Source organism: Hydrogenophaga sp. NH-16, assembly GCF_004006415.1.
Lineage (GTDB): Bacteria > Pseudomonadota > Gammaproteobacteria > Burkholderiales > Burkholderiaceae_C > Hydrogenophaga > Hydrogenophaga pseudoflava.
Map to the genome: position 1 here is coordinate 741,899 of NZ_CP029344.1, position 16,871 is coordinate 758,769.

Genomic DNA, 16,871 nt, shown 5'->3' on the forward strand with positions numbered 1-16,871 from the left:
CCTCTGGATCAAGGCGTATCCACGTCGCCGCGAATGAGCAGCGTGAAGTGGTCGTCGGGCACGGATTCCGGCCCCTGCTGGACGGTGCGCACCACCCAGACCGGGAACTGGCTGCCGATGGTGTTGAAGCGCAGCACGTTCCCCGTGGCCCAGCCGTTGCCCCAGCCCAACGCGGGCAGGCGGAAGTACGGCACCCCGGTGGCCGGGTTGTTGGGCGCGCAGTCGGCGCTGGTGTTGCCGGTGGCGATCACGCCGACGTTCTCGCCGATCACCTCGAACGAGGTGCTGTTGGTCATGCGCACCACCCAGCGCTCGGTGAGCGCGCCGCGATTGCTCACGGTGATCGGGTATTGCGTGTGGTTGAAGGTCGCGGTGGCGGCGCTGCCCACGAGGTCGTCCGACCAGCTGCCGTTCCAGCTGCTCTGGTCGAACACGAGGTTCACGCGGGCGAACAGGTCTCCGGCCACCAGCGCGCTGGACACGAAGCTGCCGGACAGCGGATCGCCCACACTGGCCAGCGGGTACTGGTGCGTCAAAGGCCGCGTGAAGCTGATTTCGCCGCTGATCTGCACGTCGCGCACCACGGCCATGTCCTCGATGCGGTGCTCCACGGTCACGGGCTGGCTGTAGCCCGCGACATTGGTGAAGGTGACGGTTCCCGCTTCCAGATCGGTGGTGTAGCCGCTGTGGATCACCACGCCGTCGTGGCCGACCACGCGCACGCGCGACAGACGCACCCGCGCGCAATCTATGGTCTGGCCGTTGCTGACCGAGGCGGTGATGCGACCGGTGTGGCCGACGACGGCGAAGCCTCCTGGACGGAAGATCGGCACACGCCCGTCGCTGGGCAGGCGTACCGGGTCGATGCCCAGCAACGCCGCATCCAGGGGCAGATAGCTGTAGGCCACGGCGCTGTAGCGCAGGCTGGAAGCCGCGACCGGCTCTGGCCGGAAGATCTTGCCGTCTGGCCGCACGTTCTCGGCGTCGAACCACGGCTCGCTCTCGTTGCCCGCCGCCGTGACCACGGTGCCAAACCGCACTCGCACAAGGCCAGTGTCGTAATCGACGCTGCCGATGACGCCAGACGCGGTGATCGTGCCGTCGATGCCTGCCGTCACGGTCTGGGTTCCACCCACCGCGCGGGCGAACTGAATGGAGAGCGATCCTGGGCGAAGTGGCGCAGCACCCGTGCGAAACACGTACTCGCTGGAGATGTTCTCGCCCACCGTGGTCACGCAGCTGGCACGCGCCCAGGTGTTGGACGCACCAGCCACCCATGAAGTGAGAGTCACTTCACCCGACAGATAGTTGATCGTGCCGCGCTGAACCCAGCCGCTGGGTGTGAATTCACGCAACGTGCCCTGACCGTTGTCCCCCCAGGGCCCATGAAACCCGCCGTTGTGGAGCACCACGGAGCCCGTCACGACCTGTGCATTGACGCCCGGCACCAGCCGAAACGATGGACTGAACGCAAAGGTTTCGCTGTGGTTGCTGGTCGAGCCCGCGCTGTTGTAGCGCAGCAAGACGCGGCCGGACTCGTCGTTGGGGTACATGGACGGCGCATCCACATAGCTGATGCCGCCGTAGTTGAGGCGAAACATTTGGCCCACGCCCGAGGCCCAACCAAGGCGCTGTTCGGTATACACCGGGCTTGGAATCTTGATCGTCACATCCGGCTGAAACTGCACCGCCCCGGTGGCGTAGTTGACGCTACCGATGACTTGGCCTGCGCGCAGCACATTGCCCGCACCATCGTCGCGGGCGTATTGCGTGGGATCGACCCCGTTCCACAGGCCCAGCCCCATCGCCTGAATCTGCTGCAGCGTGTAGACCCCGAGCACGGCGGTGTCCGTCAGGGTGTTCCACTCGATCTCCAATGAACCCGGCTCGATGGAGCCCAGGGTTGCAGTCACCGGCACCTTGCCCTGGCCATCGCGCGAGGGGTGCGCGAAGCTGTCTTCCTGCTTGGGGCCCGCAACGTAGTCCACGGTCAGCAGCGCGCCGACGGGCGGCAGGACATTTGGCGCGAAGCTCAAGAGGTTCTGCGCGACGTTCAGACTACCGGTGGCAGCACCACTGAGCTCGCCAGACGTGGTGGCGGACGCCGTGCGCGTGCCCGAGCCGCTCTCGTGTGGCCAGGTGATGGTGAGCGTCCCCGGCTGAACACTCTTTCCTTCGGGTGGGGCAAGCTGCAGGGCCTGCGAAGCCTTCAGGGCGGCAGTTGGCTGCTGCGTTTCCTGGGTCGGCACGTTCCACGTCAGGATCAGCGACGAGCCCACGTCGGGCAGTGCGCCCAGCGTGACGACGAACGCGCCGGTGTTCTTGTTGAAAGTGCCCGCGCCGTAGCTGGCATCCAGCCCTTTGAGGGAGCCATTGCCGCCATCCGACAGCACGTACCAGCGCCCCTGCGCCATGTAGCTGACCGAGAACGTGCCGGGCTGTGGCACCGGGTTCACCGTGCCGACGTAAGACTGGCTGCGCGACTCGGGCGTGACCGCGATCTCAGAGCTTTGCGGTGCGCGCTGCAACTGCGCGGCGGGCGTGTAGGTGATGGCCTTGCTGCCCGACATCGAGCCGTAGTTCAGGCTCAGGATGCCGTTGGCGTAGTCGATGGTGCCAAGCAGGCCGCTGGCGGTCTTGAGCAGGCCCGCATCGTCGAAGATCGTGATGCCATCGGTGACGATGGACAGCGACCCCGGCAGGCAGCCGCCGGGCAGGTTGAATTTGATGCTGGTGTTCCAGGCATGGCTGGCCGTGTAGCTCACGGGTGCAGCGCCCGGTACCGGCAAACCTGCTGCGGCGTAGGGGGGCACGCCCGAGATCGGCGTCTCGGTCTGGGCGCTGGGCACGAGCTGCGTGTAGATGGACGCGCCCTTGATGGTGAAGTCGCCCATATTGGCAGCCTGCGTCAGCGGCACGACGCCGACGTAGGTGCCCGCGTCGGCCACCACCGTGTCGCGCGTCTTGGTGCTATTGGTTGCCCGCGTGAAGGTTCTGCTGGCCGGCGAGCCCGTGAAATCAAAGCGCAGCGCGTCGCTGATGGCGACGGTGACGACCGCCGCCTTGTAGTCCTGGTCGGTGTTGTATGTGAAGCTGCGTTCGACCACCGACACGGCGGTGGCGCGGATGTACTGCTCCTTCTGCGTGGGCACCTGCGCGGCCATGTCCATCGCCTTCTGCGCAAGCTGGCGGGCAAGCTCCAATTCACCGTTGGCCAGCGCCCGGCGCGCCTGCTCCTGCATCTCCGCGATCTGGCGCTTGCGATCCTCAGTCGCCTCATACTCCGTCATGCCCTGGCGGCGGATGTCGCGGATGCGCTCCTCCGTGGACATCGACAACTGGCGCTTGGCTTCCTCGATGCGCTGCACTTCCGCCAGATGCCGGTTGGCTTCGGCGTTGAGGGCGTCGATGTGCTGGCGGTACTCGGAGAGCGCCTGCGCCAGGGTCTGGCGCTTGGTGGCGAGGATGTCGTTCTCGACACGCTGCACGTTGGCCCGGCGCTCGTCCTCGGTCTGGCCTTGCCGGGCGGCGGCGTCCTTGCGCGCCTGCGTTTCCTGATCGATCAGGCCGAGCGTCTCGGTCGTGGCCTGACGGCGCAGGGTCGCCTGCTGCGTCAGTGCCTCGGCGAGCAGCTGCGTAGACTTGGTGATCCTGGCGGTTTCGGATTGCTGGGTGCGATCCAGTTCCGCCTTCTCCTGGTCGTAGCGGTTCTTCACCGCCTGCACCTGCTGGGCGAGGCTGGCCTCGACGATGGACGTCAGCCCCTTGTAGGCTTCGGCCATCTTGGCGGTGGCATCGTTGACCACGCCTTGGGCCTTGCCGACGGCCTGTTCGACCTCGCCCAGCCGGGACTTGAGCTTCTCCAGCGCGGCGTGCACCGCTTCGATGCCGCGTCCGACCGCTTCCTGCGTGCCCTGGCGCACGGCTTCGAGCCGCTTGGCGATCTCCTCGGCAGCGGTCGCGGCGGTGTTCATCGCGCCCTTGGCGGCGTTCGCGCCTTCGGTGGCGTCCGCGTACATCTCGGCGAAGATGCGATTCATCTCCGCGAGCCGCTGCTCGTGGCGCTTGGTGGCTTCGGCGATGGTGTCGGATGTGAAGATGGCGGCGAACACCTCCCACTGGAAGCGCAGGTGCTCGATGCCCTTCATCAGCACCTCGACCATGAAGATACCCGCCTTGCGGACGATCTCGAACTTCTCTGACAGCCACGTCCCAATCTCCCAGCCAATGATGGCCGCGCCGAGCACGCCGAAGGCCACGCGCAGCTTGCCGACCGTGGCGATGGCGTTCGACAACGACAGGTTGGCCGTTGCCCACGCCGCCGCCGTGGTGCTGGCGGCTGTCACCGCTGCCGCCCCCGCCGTCTGCCACGCGATGATCAGCGCAGGGATCAGGCGGTAGACCAGCACCGCGAGGCCGACCTCGGCGATCCGACCCAGCCACTTCATCACCGTGTCCAGGTTCTCCGACAGCCACGTCAGCGCCTCGGCGAGCTTCTTGGTGAAGCCGGTCGATTCGTCAAGTTTGCTGATCCACTGGCCGAAGGCGTTCGACAGGCGCGTGAAGGCCTGACTGACGGTCACCGGCAACTGCGCGTACTCGGCGGCCAGCTTGTCCTTCTGACTCATCAGCGCGTTGACCACCACGTCGGCGGTGAGCCGCCCTTCTTCGGCGAGCTTCCTCAGCCGTCCGATGGGCACGTTCAGACCATCGGCGAGCGCCTTGGCCAGACGCGGGCTGTTCTCGACGACGGAGTTGAATTCCTCGCCGCGCAGCACGCCCGAGGCCAGCGCCTGCCCGAACTGCAGCAGGGAGGACTGCGCCTCTGTGGCCGATGCGCCCGAGATGCGTAGTGCTTGCGAGATGCTTTCGGTGAGCGAGAGGGCATCCTGCTGCTCGCCACCCAGCATCCGCACGGCCTGCTGGAGCTTGCCGTAGAGCGTGGCGGTTTCCTGGATCGGCACGCCGATGCGCTGCGCGATGGCGAACAACTCCTTCTGCGCGACCGTGTATTCGCGCTGGCCTGCGGTGGCGAGCTTCAGGCGCGCGGACATCATGTTCCAGGCGTCGGCGATCTGGACGATCTCCTGCACCTTGCCCGCCGCCCAGTTGAGGGTGAGGAAGGTCAACAACTGCGTCTTGGCCTTGGCGACCTGATCGCCGAAGGCGTTCATCCCGGCCTTGACCTCGGCCATCCCAGCGGCGGCCTTGTCGCCAGCGGTCTTGGCGTTCGAGCCAAACTCGCCGAGGCTGCGCTCGGCAGAGGTGATGGCGCGTTTGAGCCCCTCATCGGCCCCTTCGAGCGCAACGAGGATGGAAATTCGGTTCGCCATCTTCAGTCCACCAGCCGCAACTGCTTCTCGATGCGGGCGGAGAGGCGCGGGATGCGCCCTGCGACGATGCGTTCGACGTTCAGACGCTTCTTGAGCTGCACGCGCGGCACCAGCACGGCAATGGGCACGTCCGCGCCGCGCTTGAGGCGCTTGACGCCCTCGGCCTTGCGGTAGCGGCGCTTGAAGCCCGACAGTGGCCGGTCGTGTTCCTTGATGTTCTCGGCCATCAGCACGATGTTCCCCTTGGCGTTCTTGATGAAATAGGCATTGCCACCGCGCATCAGCTCGGCGATCTGCGCCTTGAAGCGTTTGCGGCCCACGCGCCCGTGCAGCGGGATCAGCATCCGGCCACCAATGACGCCGCCACGCTCGTGGATGCCCGACCACGGGATGCGCGAGCCGACGTAGAGCGCGGGCAGCCGACTCCGATCCTTGTCGAGCACCTTGGCGGTGAAACCCTTGACGAAGGATTTCTTGACCACCGCCATCTGGCCTGCGACGTGGCTGCGCACGTCCTCTTTGAGTTCGGTGGCCTCACTGGCGATGCCGCGCGCGACCGCCTTCTGCACCTTCTCGCGGAACTCGCCGCCCCAGCGGCGCAACTGCGCCTGCGCGGCCTTGCTATCGATGCGAACCGAGATGCGCATGGTCTTGGAGCCTGTCGAGGGTCTGGTCGAGGTGACGCGAATCGCCGCGCGCGCCGATGGCGATCAGCGAGAGCAGCCGCGCATCGCGTGCGGCGTCCACCCGCGCGGTGGCGGCAGCGAAGCCGCGCACCTGCGCCAGGGTGTAGTCGAGGATGTCCGGCAACCGGTGGCCGTTGGCTATCAGGTGCTGGACGGTGTCGAACCACCCGTGGCCATTGCTGCCGTCGCGCCCGTCCGCGCGATCAGCCCGTCGAGCCGAGGCATCACCGTCCGGGTAAAAAAATCGGCGTTGACCTCGATCACCTTGGCCGCCAGCAGGATGGCCTGGTCGGCATCGAGCGCGTCGACCCACGCGCGCGGTTTGCCGACGGCGATGGACACTGCGGTCAGCAGGTCGTCGCCGCGCTCGCCGAACAGTGCCAGCCAGTCGATGCCATCGCCGCCGATCTGCTGCATCACCGGGGTGATAGCGCGCAGGAAGGCGGGCATCTGACCGACCTTGAGTGGCTTGATCGTCAGCGGCTCGCCATCGATGACCAGCTCCACCGCCTGCGGGATGAGGGTTTCCAGATCGCTCATGGCAGTCCCCATCACAGTTGCACGATGCGGCCAAACTGGCCGAGCACCGCGTCGTAGGGCTTGGTGGTGTCGGCCAGGAGCGAGCCTTCCAGCTCGAATTTGTTGTACTCGTCCGAGATGAAGGAGATTTCCTTCAGCGGGTCGAAGGCCACGCGGTACAGCTCCACCAGCACCTTGGCGTTGCCCTGCGCGGTGTTGATGCCTTCGAGCCGCAGGTAACGCTCGGGCAGTGCCTGCGTGAAGATGCCGATCTCGGTAGCGACGCCGTAGCTGTAAGCGGCCCTGAACGGCGCGGTGAAGCCGGTGGTATCCAGAAACTGGAGGGCACCGAAGTCGGTGTCGGCGGTGTAGTGCGTCCCCGCCGTCAGCGTCGCGGGCGTGCCTGCCGAGTCGGTCACCACCAGCGCCGAGACCTTGGGATGGGCGAAGAAGTAACGGTCGCCGACCACCGGAGCCGCGCCGCCGATGGGCTCAAAGGTCACAGTGCCTGTGCTGCCGGTGACGTGGTTGCCGTACAGCGCTAGGGCGAGGTTTTCCTTGGTGAACTCCTCGATGGTGAGGTTCACGGTGGCCGACTTCTGCTTGACCATCCGGTGGTCGAGCGAGCGCTGACCGGTCTGGCTCTCGTAGTGCTCCAGCACGTCGGTCTTGAGCGAGAGCTTGAGCTCGGCGACGTTGCCGGGCGAGCGCACTTCGATGGGCTGGCCGGACTCGTCGCGCTTGCCGAGGAAGACGCGGCCCTGAAAACTGGCGTAAGTGCTCATGATTTGGATTCCTTGCGTTGGGTGGGAGTGGGTTTGACTTCGATGGGAGCGCTGTCGCCTTCCGGCTGCGGCACGGGCGCGGGCTGGCGGTCGTGGCGGGCGATGCCGTTGGCGATGAGCCAGTCGGCGGTGCCGCCTTCCACGTCAAGCCGTTCGCCCGGCTGGAGCGGCTTGCCCGCGTGGGTGTGCGGGCGGATCAAAACGAGTGATGTCATGGGAGTCATCCGTTGGTTGAAAGATCGGTGTCGAGCGTCCGGTAGGTGATCGCGTAGCGCGCGGGAATAGCGGCGGCCACCGCGTCGGCGTCCTCGACGTCCCATTCGCATTCCTGCTCGCGGATGCCAAGGCTCAAGCCACCCAGGTTCCGGTCGGCCAGCAGCGCGGCGTGGGCAGCAGTGAGCAGCCGGTCGGCTTCTGTCTCCGGAATCGCGGGCGGCACCGCGCGGGCCAGCGCGACGAGGCGCACGATCAGTTCGCGCGTGACGCGGTCGTTGGCGCGCTCGGTGATGGATTCGGACTCGGGGAACACCACCAGCGCCGGGCATCGCTCCCGGCTGATGGCCACCGTGGGCGAGCGGTGCAGCGTGGCCCCGAGCGATTCCACCGGCGTGCGGACAGCCGCCATCACCGCGAGCAGAATCTGTTCGCGGATCGAGTTGCCGGACACGGGTCAGAGCCTTGTGAGCTTGGCGCGCATCTCCGAGCCATCGCCCACGGCTCGGATGTCGCGCACCTGATAGATCACTCCGCCGATCTCCACCGTGTCGCGCGGGGCCAGACCCACGAACACCGAGGCCGGATACGACATCTGGTGGTCGGTGGTCGAGGCCAGCCCATCGAACATGGTGTCATCCGGAGCGGCGAAGCCAACCGGGTGGAGCTGCGCTGTCGTGCCGTCCGAAGGACGCCAGAGGCAGTCCTTCAAGAGCCCGGCATTGGCGGCCGATTCGTAGATCTGCTCGACGAGACTCATCACGCCACCGTCAACTTCACCAGCACACCCGGACGATGGCACATCGGCAGCGGGTTGGACTGCGTGTGCAGATCGGTGCCCCGGTCGAACTTGCGCGGCTCCTGCTTGGCGTACAGCGGCTGGCCGACCGTGTTGACGGTTTCGTTGAAATCCGCCGGTGCGAAGTAGGTGCCGAAGGTGTCGATGGTGCCCAGCGGGAAGGCATGAGCCTCGCCAGCGGCGATGAAACGGCGTGCGGTTCCGCTGGCATCGGTGGCCTGACCCCGGTACTCCTCGAAGGTGATACCGCCGTAGGTGAAGCCGCGACGCACGTCGTTGATGAGGATTGCCCCGTTCTGCCAGTTCTCGAAGGCCTTCTCGACCTTGGCGTGGCCGGTGAGCGCGGCGAAGAACTCCGGCGAGCACAGGCAATGGACACCATTCATGAACTCGCCTTTGAGATTCTCCTCGATGGTTGCCAGCACCGTGGTGCACTTGGCTTTCACATTGGTGCCCGCCGTGCCCAGCTCGAAGGCCACCGCCTGCTGGGTGATATCGAAGGCATCGAACAGGTCGTAGAGAACCGAGCCGTCCGCGTCGAGGATCACGCCCTTGAGCGCACCCATGCGCAGGTGCTCCAGCGTGATCGCATGCTTGTTGCGCATCGTCTCCAGATGGCGCGCGATCACGCCTGCCACCGTCTCGGTTTCGGTTTCCGAGCCGAAGGCACGGATGCCTTGGACTTCCTCCGGCAGCACCACGTCGTCGTGCGGGATGTGCGGCACCACGAAGGAGCGCAGCTTGCGTTTTCCACGCACGCCAACCGTGCCGGGTGAACCCGGTGGCAGCGTAGGCAGCAAGTTGAGCACGCCGTTCATTTCCTCGACGACGATCTGGCGCTGCCGTACCGGCTTGGACGGCATCAGGTTCAGTTCTTCCAGACGCCCGTAGCGGTTGGGCAGGATGTTGATGGCGGCGGTCAGCGCCGTCATCGAGAAGGCGGGATTGCTGAAGGGGTTGTTCATGGTCAGGCTCCTTGGCGAACGAGCACGCCCAGCGCCTTAAGCTGCGCAATGGCGGTGAGTTTTTCGGCGGTGGTGATGGCGTCGGGCCACGCGAGCGCGTGGTGGGCGACGATGGCGTGGCGCGCGACGACGAGACCGTCGTCACGGTCGATCAAGGTGGCGTCGCAGGCCTGCAGCAGCACGCCAGCAGCGACCTGCGTGCCGTCTTCTGCGGACGGATCGAGCTGTTTGAACTTGGCCGTTGCGGTGACGATGCCGACCACCGTGCCCAGCGGCAGGTTCTGGGCCGAAGCGACCGTGACGCGGTCGCGCGAGTAAAGGTTGGGGGCTTCGTACTTGAGCAGGTCGCCCAGGTTCAGAGGTTCGGCGAGAGAGGGCATCTCAGATCTCCTTCTTGGTGGATTGCGCTGCGATCTGCTTGGCGGCGTCGATCAGCGGATTGCTGGCCACAGGGCGCGCGGCGTCGGGGGCGATGCGGCTGGTGATTTCGGGACTGGCTTCGGCCTGCGCCGCAAGCAGTTGGCTGCGCACCTGGGAGGGCGAGGACTGTGCTTCGAGGAAGCCCGCAATCAGGTCGGTTCGCCCGGCCAGCGTGCAGGTCTGGGCGATTTCGACGGCGTCGGCCACGCTCAGCGCGGTGGCGGTGGCGGACGGTTGAGGATGACTGCCAGCAGGATCAGCAAGAGGCCGATCAGAAGCAGCGGGGTCGGTTCGATCATTCATGAAAGACTCCATCTGGTGGTTGCGAAGAAAGCCCGCTTGGCTGGCCGTAGCCACCTGAGTCGGGAGTGGGGAAAGCGACTGCGTGAGTTGCGTGAGCGCGTCGTCGAGGCTGCCGACGGCATCGGCAAGACCGGTGGCAACGGCATCCGGGCCGAAGAACAGACCCGCTTCCGTGGCGCGCACGGCGTTCGCATCGAGGCCGCGATGGCGCGCGACCGTCTCGACGAACAGCTCGTAGACGCGATCCACCTCGGCCTTGAGAACCGCGTGCGCGGCGTCGGAGAGCGGCTCGTGCGGGTTGAGGTCGTTCTTGCGCTCGCCCGCGAACACGGCGGTGTAACGAACACCGTCCTTGGCGTCCTTGACGGATTGATCGATGTGCATGGCGATGACGCCAATCGAGCCGACACCGCCGGTGCGCGCGACGAACACGCGGGTGGCGGCGGACGCCAGCGCATAGGCCGCCGAGAACGCCATGTCGTTGGCCACGGCCCAGACGGGCTTCACTTGCGACGCCACGCGGATACGGTCGGCCAGATCGAACACGCCGCCCGACTCGCCACCCGGCGAGTCGATGTCGAGCAGGATCGCAGCGACCTCGGGGCTGGTGAGCGCGGCGTCCAGTTGCGCGGCGATACCGGTGTAGCTGGCGAGACCCGATTCGGCTTCGAGGCCCGAGGTTCGGCGCACCAGCGTGCCGTGGATCGGGATGACGGCAACCTTGCCGCTCGGAGGCCCAGGCGCGCGGGCCGCAGGCGTGTAACCCACGGGCGCGGCGAGGTCGGCGAGGCCGATGCGCGCACCGAGCACGGAGAGGATGATGTCGAGTTTCGGCCGATGAATCGCCAGCGGCACGCCGAACAGGCGCGCAGCCAGATGGGGTAGCACGGTCATGGGAATCCTTGTGGAAGGCGGTCTGGCGGCCGGTCAGGAAGACGTTTGGCTGCCGGTGGCGTCAGGCACGCTGGCGTTGCGGTTGGGTTCGGCACTGCCACCGTCCTTGGACGTGTAGCGAGGATCTGAGTCGAAGATCAGGCCGAGGTCGTCGGCGCGCTGGTTGTCGGCGGCGATCTCACGGTCGACGTCTTCGGCGTCGTAGCCGTTGGCCGAGATGGCTTCCGAGCGGCTCATCAGGCCGGCGCGGATAGCCAGCAACATCGCTTTGAATTCCTTCTCCGGGTCAACCCACTGCCAGCCCTGGGGAATCCACTTCACCCCGAGGTACTGGCGGCGACGGGCTGGCCCACCACGCGCAAAGCCCGGGGCATCCAGGGCCCCGGCGAGCACCGCCTGCTTCATCCAGGCCGCCCAGACCGGGCGGCACATCTGATGCACCAGCACGCCGTGCTGCACCATCTCGCAGCGACGCCGGAACTCCAGCAGCCCGGCACGGATAGACGAGTAGTTCACGCCGGTCAGATCGCCGGTCAACTGCTCGTAGGTGATACCAATGGCGGCGGCGACCGCGCGGAACTGGGTGCGCAGGAATTCGGAGTACGAACCGCCAACATCAGCCGGATCGGAGAACTTGATGTCCTCGCCCGGCTCCAGGATCTGCAGCGTGCCCGGCTCCAGTCCGGCAAGCGCAATCCCGTCGGCGTCCGCTGCACCTTCGCCCATCAGGTTGTCCTCAGGGTTGGCGCGCGTGACGAAACCCGCGAACATCGCGGCGGTCTTCTTGCGCACCAGCTCGGCGTCGTCGTACTGGTCGAGCTCGTTGAGCTTGACCAGGGCCCGCGACAACCAAGGCTCGCCCCGGATCTGCCCCGGGCGCAGCACGCGGAACAGGTGAATGATCTCCTTGGCGTCGATGCGCACCGTGTCCATCCCGCCCTGGCCCGACATCGGGGCAATCGGTGACAAGTACGGCCCGTCCTCCGGGTGCGAGCGGTACAGGTGGTAGGCAACGCGCCGCCCAAGGTTGTCGAACTCGATGCCGGAGCGCACGACGTTGCCGGACGGCAGATCGGTGTTCAGGTTGATGGGCAGGTGCTCGGGCTCCAGCAACTGGAGTTGCAGGGGCACCGACAGGCCATCCTCCGGACGGCGTGGCCGCATTCGGATCAGGCATTCGCCACCTTCGAGCATCGCCCGACACGCCAGGGCCTGCAGGCCATAGAAGTCGGTCTGTCCCGCCGCGTCTGCTTCCTCAACCCAATCGCGCCACAGTGCTTGCACCTCGGCCTTGAACCGTTCGTCGCCAGACAGGCTCTGCGGCTTGATGCCGGTGCCGACCGCGTTGGCCACGAAGGCTTCGATACCGGCCTGCGCCCAAGCATTGCGGCGGACGAGGTCACGGCTCTTGCCGCGCAACTCGGCGTTGGTTGTCAACATCGCCGCGACCGCGCCCGGGTTGCCGGGCATCCAAGCCAGCGAGCGACGGCCACGACCTGCGGCTTCGTGTACTGGCGAGGCACCGAACAACCGGCGCACCGTTTGGGAGAACCACGCCATTTCAGAACCCCTTGCGCGTGGTAACGCGGATCTGGCGTGGCGCACCGGGCAGCAGCCCGGTCTCAGCCGCCTGCTGAAGCAGGCCCCGCCTGACTTCGCGGATGGCGGCCATCAATTCGTCGACCGAGCGGTACTCGACCGTCTTGTCGGCAAAGGTCACGCGCCGTTCGCCCTTGGCGAGCGCGCTCTCCAAGGCCTGGAGTTGGATTTCTGTGTAGGCCATCAGCGGTACACCACGAGGTTGATTTCGGAGGAGTCGTCAAACGACGTTGCTGTCGTCGCGCAAGAGATATCGACGTACTGGGCCGTTTTCAGGTCGGCGCTGGCGCGTACAACGGCTACACGCTGCTGGCCGCTGTTGGTGCTGCTGCGCGCGAGCGCCGTCCAGCAGTAGTTCGCATCCGGCATCGCCGTTGCGAAATGCACGCGGTATCGGCCCGCCGCCGTGCGCACGACGCTGGCCACATTGCGCGCGCTGGCGATCACGACCTGGCCATTGACGTAGCCGAAGCTGACCCACACCCGGGCAAGGCCGGGATGTGTGGCGTCGATCTTGGACTTGACCTCGAAGCCGATGCGCGCCGCCAAGGCGGCGATGCTGGAGGCGAGGCTCATCAGGCCAGCACCCCGTCGAAGATCGCGACGAAGTCGGTGTCGGTGTTCCCGACATCGGCGGCCGCAACCGCACCAATGTTGGTGCGCGCCTGCAGTTGTTCGGCAACGGTCAGGGTTTGCGCCGCGTCGTACCGCACCCGCAGATTGACGGCAGCGAGGAGAGCGTCCAGGCCCGTAGTGCCGTTCTGCAGCAACTGCTGGATCTCCACCAGGGTGTCGTAGGCGGCGTCTGCTCCACCGAGGATGTCGGCCTTGAGCGCGTCGAGCAGCGACACGATCTTGTTCGACGAGTAGGTGGTGGAGGTGGCGATCTGGTTGTCGTCGATGGCGGTTGCGGACAGCACCGCCGCCTTCAGCTCGTTGATCGCCGCGACCAGACTCGACTTGTCGGTGGTGGAAAGGCTGGCTAGGTTTCCCGCCGTCGCCCGGACGTCGTTGAACTCTTGGGCGACGCGGATGACCAGGCTCTCGATGCGGGTGGCAAGACTCATGTGTTCTCCTTGGTTTGAAGCCGCCGCCGTCAGCGAAGCCAACGGCTTCGGATGACGCGCCGACCGGAATTGCGGGTGCCAGAAGCAGCGAGGCCACCGCGTTGGGTGGCCTCGTTCAATTCGATGTCGTGGATGGGCGGTGGCTCATCCGGTGGGGGTGCTACCCCCAGTTGCCGCTCCAGTTCGCGCCAGTGGCGTTCCTCGAAGCGATCAAGTCCCGCGCTGGATGCGGCCGCACGGGCATAGACGTAGCAGTCGAGCGCTTCATTGCGCTCGCGCATCTTTTGCCACTCGCGCACCGGGAAGCCGTTGCGGTCGCGGCGGGTGATCAGTTGCTCGGCGCAGAGCTGCTGGATGAACTCGGCGTCGATCTTTGGCAAATGGACGAACCCGGCTGGAAACACCGGGGTCGAGCCGTCCTCGCCCACATCCGCGCTCTTGCGCAGGTTGTTGTAGAACTCCAGCTTGGCGATCCCAACCGCCACCGTGAACACCTTGATGCCTCGGCGCAGCTTCTTGCCGCCCTGCGACACATCGATGGCCGTCGGTGTGCCGATCAGCGCGGCACCGCGCGGCACGCCCTTGACCGCCATGACGCGCGGATCGTGGCAGGCTCGCACGAAGGCGTAAGCCTCCTGTGTGGCAAAGCCGGTGTCCAACGCGAAGCGCGCCAATGGCATCGCCACCCCCGAGGCGTGCGTCCAGTTCTCAGCCAGCATCGCGGCCAGCGCCTTCCACACCGCGTCCCGTGCGGTATCGCCCATCAGGACTCGGTGCTCGATGAGCCAGGACTCCTTGCCGTGCCCAAAGGCCCAGATCGAGGCCTCGATGCGATCCTTCTGGACGTCGGCCGCACCCACCAGCAGCAGGCCGCCCAGTGGCACACTGCCAATGCGGTAATCCTCACGGCGCTCGACCAGCCGTTGCCAGTCGGGCGCTTCGCCTTCCTCGACCCAGGTCTCGCCCAGCTCGGTGTTCTTGAAAGTCTTGATCGCGGCGGCCGATCCCGACTCCTTGTTGACGGCGGCTTCCCACGCGGCAGCGATGTCACGCCAGGATCGCCAGCCCACGGGGCTGTACAGCGACGACAGGTGAAAGCCAGCCGTCTTGCCCTGTGCCATCGAGCGCCATTCGCCGTGCTCCAACATCCACGTCTTGTGATGCTCGGAAATCGCGGTGTCGCAGGCCTCGCAGATGTAGGCAGCGGTTTCCGGTTGCCCCTTGTCCCAGCGCAGTTGCTCGAAGCGCAACCACTGCGGGTGGTTGCAATGCGGGCACGGAACGAAGAAGCGACGCTGGTCGGAGGCCTCGTACTCGCGCTCGATGGCCGAGGCCCCCGAGATCGTCGGCGTCGACACGATGAAGATCTTGCGCCTGGAAAAGGTGCGCGTGCGCGCCTCGGCCAGCGAGATCGCATCCCCTTCACCCTCGACGTCCAACGGATAGCCGTCGACCTCGTCGAGGAACAGATACCGCACCGGCATCGAGCGCAGCCCCACCGCGCTGTTCGCCCCGGTCATCACCAGCACGCCGCCCCGGAACTCCTTAGCCAAAATGGTGTTGCCTGAGTCGCGCGAGCGTGCCGGGGCGATCAGTTCGGCCAAAGCCGACGACTCCTCGATCAGCGGGTCAATCCGCTGCTTGGAATTGCGCTTGGCCATCTCCACCGTCGGCCAGACAGCCATCATCGGCCCCGGCGCGTGGTGGATGACGTAGCCGATCCAGTTCGACCCCATCTCGGTAGCACCGAGCTGCGCCGCCTTCATGAACACCACCCGCTCCACCGGAGAAGTCGGCGACAGGCAATCCATGATCGCCTTGAGGTACGGCGTGCGGCTGGTGCGCCAGCGCCCCGGCTCGGCAGACGCCTTGCTGGAGAGCATCCGGTGGCGATCTGACCATTCCGATACCGTGAGCAGCGGGTCGGGAGTGAGCCCATCGCGCCACGCCCGTTCGATTTCCTGGGCACCTTCGTAGTCCATCGTCATCAATCCCCAGTCAATCAACTCTGGGACGCAACTCGCCCAACTCAATCAAGTGCTCGCGCACAGCAGATTCGAGCGCCACGTGCATCTGATGCGCGTCGATGCCGAGCGTGGACGCCATCTGCCCGGAGACGCGCGCAGGCCAGTTCAACCATGCATCGCGCTCAATGCGCGCGAGCTTGAAAACGTGTGCCACGGCCTGCGCCCGATCCACCAGTTCCTTCTTGCGGTGCGCCAGCTCCAGGTTGTTGAGCTTGGCCTTGAGCACCTCGTTCACGGTGCGCGCCTGCAACAGCGACGTTCCGCCTGCCGACAAGGGCGGCGCAGACGCCTCTGGCGTTTCACGTTGCGGCGTGGCGACTGTGCGTTGCGGACGCTCCTTGGTTGTGCTGACCGCACTGGCTACCGCCTGCTCCACCTCCAGCACAACCTCCTGCACGACGGCCTTGCGCGGTTGCAGCGTGTTTTGTGCCCACTGTGCGTCGGCGGCATCCGGATCAATCGTGCCGTCGGCCAGTTGCGTGATCCGTCCGGTGTCGATGGCCTTTTTCACGGCCACGTGCGACACGCCACGGTGGCGCGCGTAGGCGCGAATCGAGAGTCCCATCGTCACTTTCTTCAATCATTTGTTCGTCGTTTGCGCAGATTGAGCTTGGCTTTGATCGGGAACAGCGCGTTCATCACGTCACGCCAACCACCCCTCGAAAGGACGAACGATGGACACCGCCAACCTCGACACCATGGCCAAGAAACTCGCCGATGCCGCACTCACCATCCTGGTGCGCACCTGCCGCGAGGAAACCGCTGCCGCCAGCCACGATGACCTGGAAGCCGCGTGTGCCGCGATGCGGGCTAAGAGCAAGCAAGTCATGGATCAGCTACTCGACGACGTGCGCATCGCGCCCTGGGCAGCAGAAAACGCCTTCCGCTGCGCTGCGCTCGATCTTGCGCGGGCAGGCATCGCCACCTTGCGCAAGGCCTGAAAGCAGGCACGAAGCCACGCGAAAAAAACCATCAAAAAACGCTTGGCTTCACTCCCGAACAGCGCGTTCATTACGTCACGCCAACCACATCCAAAAGGAGCTCGCCATGAACCAGATCGACACCATCCTCACCCTGATCGCCCAGAAGCACCTCGGCATCGACACCCTGCAAACCCGCCACGCGGACAGCCTGGATTTCCACGACACGGCTGTGTGGTGCATCCGGGACGCGCTGGAAGCCGCCTTCAAGGCAGGCGTCGAACTGGGTGCTGCGAGCCCGAAGGCCACGGAAGCCGAAATCGCCAAGGACTGATCGCCAA

The 16,871-nt window shown here is 65.9% G+C and carries 19 protein-coding genes; 2 read left to right on the forward strand and 17 right to left on the reverse strand.

What is annotated here, in order from left to right; all coding sequences use genetic code 11:
- Window positions 1–8: 8 nt before the first annotated feature.
- From DD542_RS23860 to DD542_RS03635, 17 genes are read right to left on the reverse strand one after another with little or no spacing between them, the layout of a single operon-like run.
- Window positions 9–5,333 (reverse strand): tape measure protein, encoded by a 5,325-nt coding sequence (locus DD542_RS23860; protein ID WP_127803851.1) that lies wholly within the window; start codon window positions 5,331–5,333, stop codon window positions 9–11.
- Window positions 5,334–5,335: 2 nt separating this feature from the next.
- Window positions 5,336–5,980, reverse strand: a complete 645-nt coding sequence (locus DD542_RS03560) for a DUF6441 family protein (protein ID WP_024542005.1) — start codon at window positions 5,978–5,980, stop codon at window positions 5,336–5,338.
- Complete coding sequence (locus tag DD542_RS03565) at window positions 5,955–6,164, reverse strand: hypothetical protein (protein WP_127807272.1); 210 nt, start codon at window positions 6,162–6,164, stop codon at window positions 5,955–5,957. The genes DD542_RS03560 and DD542_RS03565 overlap by 26 nt, the downstream gene beginning before the upstream one ends.
- A complete protein-coding gene (locus tag DD542_RS03570) occupies window positions 6,161–6,559 on the reverse strand; it encodes a hypothetical protein (RefSeq protein ID WP_024542003.1) in 399 nt (132 codons plus the stop codon). The genes DD542_RS03565 and DD542_RS03570 overlap by 4 nt, the downstream gene beginning before the upstream one ends.
- Window positions 6,560–6,570: 11 nt before the next feature.
- Window positions 6,571–7,323, reverse strand: a complete 753-nt coding sequence (locus tag DD542_RS03575; RefSeq protein ID WP_024542002.1) for a hypothetical protein — start codon at window positions 7,321–7,323, stop codon at window positions 6,571–6,573.
- Complete coding sequence (locus DD542_RS03580) at window positions 7,320–7,538, reverse strand: hypothetical protein (protein ID WP_024542001.1); 219 nt, start codon at window positions 7,536–7,538, stop codon at window positions 7,320–7,322. The genes DD542_RS03575 and DD542_RS03580 overlap by 4 nt, the downstream gene beginning before the upstream one ends.
- 5 nt (window positions 7,539–7,543) lie before the next feature.
- On the reverse strand, window positions 7,544–7,990 hold the full coding sequence (locus DD542_RS03585; RefSeq protein ID WP_024542000.1) for a hypothetical protein: 447 nt from the start codon (window positions 7,988–7,990) through the stop codon (window positions 7,544–7,546).
- A gap of 3 nt (window positions 7,991–7,993) precedes the next feature.
- Window positions 7,994–8,296 (reverse strand): hypothetical protein, encoded by a 303-nt coding sequence (locus tag DD542_RS03590; RefSeq protein WP_024541999.1) that lies wholly within the window; start codon window positions 8,294–8,296, stop codon window positions 7,994–7,996.
- Window positions 8,296–9,300 carry a major capsid protein gene (locus tag DD542_RS03595; protein WP_024541998.1) on the reverse strand — a complete coding sequence of 335 codons (1,005 nt, stop codon included), beginning with the start codon at window positions 9,298–9,300 and terminating at the stop codon, window positions 8,296–8,298. The genes DD542_RS03590 and DD542_RS03595 overlap by 1 nt, the downstream gene beginning before the upstream one ends.
- A 2-nt stretch (window positions 9,301–9,302) precedes the next feature.
- Window positions 9,303–9,680: a head decoration protein gene (locus DD542_RS03600; protein ID WP_127803853.1), complete on the reverse strand. Its 378-nt coding sequence runs from the start codon at window positions 9,678–9,680 to the stop codon at window positions 9,303–9,305.
- 1 nt (window position 9,681) lies between these two features.
- A complete protein-coding gene (locus DD542_RS03605) occupies window positions 9,682–10,917 on the reverse strand; it encodes a S49 family peptidase (RefSeq protein WP_127803855.1) in 1,236 nt (411 codons plus the stop codon).
- A gap of 33 nt (window positions 10,918–10,950) precedes the next feature.
- The gene (locus DD542_RS03610; protein WP_127803857.1) at window positions 10,951–12,477 is read right to left on the reverse strand and encodes a phage portal protein; all 1,527 of its coding nucleotides are present in this window, start codon (window positions 12,475–12,477) and stop codon (window positions 10,951–10,953) included.
- Window position 12,478: 1 nt separating this feature from the next.
- Window positions 12,479–12,700, reverse strand: coding sequence for a hypothetical protein (locus DD542_RS03615; protein WP_127803859.1), 222 nt, complete (start codon window positions 12,698–12,700; stop codon window positions 12,479–12,481).
- Window positions 12,700–13,092, reverse strand: coding sequence for a hypothetical protein (locus DD542_RS03620; RefSeq protein WP_127803861.1), 393 nt, complete (start codon window positions 13,090–13,092; stop codon window positions 12,700–12,702). The genes DD542_RS03615 and DD542_RS03620 overlap by 1 nt, the downstream gene beginning before the upstream one ends.
- Window positions 13,092–13,583 carry a hypothetical protein gene (locus DD542_RS03625; RefSeq protein ID WP_127803863.1) on the reverse strand — a complete coding sequence of 164 codons (492 nt, stop codon included), beginning with the start codon at window positions 13,581–13,583 and terminating at the stop codon, window positions 13,092–13,094. Before DD542_RS03625 ends, DD542_RS03620 begins: the two co-directional genes overlap by 1 nt.
- A 29-nt stretch (window positions 13,584–13,612) precedes the next feature.
- Window positions 13,613–15,571, reverse strand: a complete 1,959-nt coding sequence (locus DD542_RS03630) for a phage terminase large subunit family protein (protein ID WP_127803865.1) — start codon at window positions 15,569–15,571, stop codon at window positions 13,613–13,615.
- Between the two features lie 10 nt (window positions 15,572–15,581).
- Window positions 15,582–16,175, reverse strand: a complete 594-nt coding sequence (locus DD542_RS03635; RefSeq protein ID WP_127807273.1) for an elements of external origin — start codon at window positions 16,173–16,175, stop codon at window positions 15,582–15,584.
- A gap of 109 nt (window positions 16,176–16,284) precedes the next feature.
- Here DD542_RS03635 and DD542_RS03640 point away from each other — a divergent pair, with 109 nt between their 5' ends.
- Together DD542_RS03640 and DD542_RS03645 are read left to right on the forward strand one after the other, a co-directional pair.
- A complete protein-coding gene (locus tag DD542_RS03640; protein ID WP_127803867.1) occupies window positions 16,285–16,551 on the forward strand; it encodes a hypothetical protein in 267 nt (88 codons plus the stop codon).
- A 106-nt stretch (window positions 16,552–16,657) separates the two neighbouring features.
- Window positions 16,658–16,864 (forward strand): hypothetical protein, encoded by a 207-nt coding sequence (locus DD542_RS03645; RefSeq protein ID WP_127803870.1) that lies wholly within the window; start codon window positions 16,658–16,660, stop codon window positions 16,862–16,864.
- Window positions 16,865–16,871 lie beyond the last annotated feature (7 nt).

Excerpts from the sequence above, each read along its gene's own strand:
- DD542_RS03635 (WP_127807273.1), bottom strand. The coding sequence starts at position 16,175 with ATGGGACTCTCGATTCGCGCCTACGCGCGCCACCGTGGCGTGTCGCAC.
- DD542_RS03620 (WP_127803861.1), bottom strand. The coding sequence starts at position 13,092 with ATGAGCCTCGCCTCCAGCATCGCCGCCTTGGCGGCGCGCATCGGCTTC.
- DD542_RS03560 (WP_024542005.1), bottom strand. The coding sequence starts at position 5,980 with ATGCGCATCTCGGTTCGCATCGATAGCAAGGCCGCGCAGGCGCAGTTG.
- DD542_RS23860 (WP_127803851.1), bottom strand. The coding sequence starts at position 5,333 with ATGGCGAACCGAATTTCCATCCTCGTTGCGCTCGAAGGGGCCGATGAG.
- DD542_RS03610 (WP_127803857.1), bottom strand. The coding sequence starts at position 12,477 with ATGGCGTGGTTCTCCCAAACGGTGCGCCGGTTGTTCGGTGCCTCGCCA.
- DD542_RS03600 (WP_127803853.1), bottom strand. The coding sequence starts at position 9,680 with ATGCCCTCTCTCGCCGAACCTCTGAACCTGGGCGACCTGCTCAAGTAC.
- DD542_RS03615 (WP_127803859.1), bottom strand. The coding sequence starts at position 12,700 with ATGGCCTACACAGAAATCCAACTCCAGGCCTTGGAGAGCGCGCTCGCC.
- DD542_RS03630 (WP_127803865.1), bottom strand. The coding sequence starts at position 15,571 with ATGACGATGGACTACGAAGGTGCCCAGGAAATCGAACGGGCGTGGCGC.
- DD542_RS03575 (WP_024542002.1), bottom strand. The coding sequence starts at position 7,323 with ATGAGCACTTACGCCAGTTTTCAGGGCCGCGTCTTCCTCGGCAAGCGC.
- DD542_RS03590 (WP_024541999.1), bottom strand. The coding sequence starts at position 8,296 with ATGAGTCTCGTCGAGCAGATCTACGAATCGGCCGCCAATGCCGGGCTC.
- DD542_RS03595 (WP_024541998.1), bottom strand. The coding sequence starts at position 9,300 with ATGAACAACCCCTTCAGCAATCCCGCCTTCTCGATGACGGCGCTGACC.
- DD542_RS03580 (WP_024542001.1), bottom strand. The coding sequence starts at position 7,538 with ATGACATCACTCGTTTTGATCCGCCCGCACACCCACGCGGGCAAGCCG.
- DD542_RS03640 (WP_127803867.1), top strand. The coding sequence starts at position 16,285 with ATGGACACCGCCAACCTCGACACCATGGCCAAGAAACTCGCCGATGCC.
- DD542_RS03570 (WP_024542003.1), bottom strand. The coding sequence starts at position 6,559 with ATGAGCGATCTGGAAACCCTCATCCCGCAGGCGGTGGAGCTGGTCATC.
- DD542_RS03625 (WP_127803863.1), bottom strand. The coding sequence starts at position 13,583 with ATGAGTCTTGCCACCCGCATCGAGAGCCTGGTCATCCGCGTCGCCCAA.
- DD542_RS03645 (WP_127803870.1), top strand. The coding sequence starts at position 16,658 with ATGAACCAGATCGACACCATCCTCACCCTGATCGCCCAGAAGCACCTC.
- DD542_RS03605 (WP_127803855.1), bottom strand. The coding sequence starts at position 10,917 with ATGACCGTGCTACCCCATCTGGCTGCGCGCCTGTTCGGCGTGCCGCTG.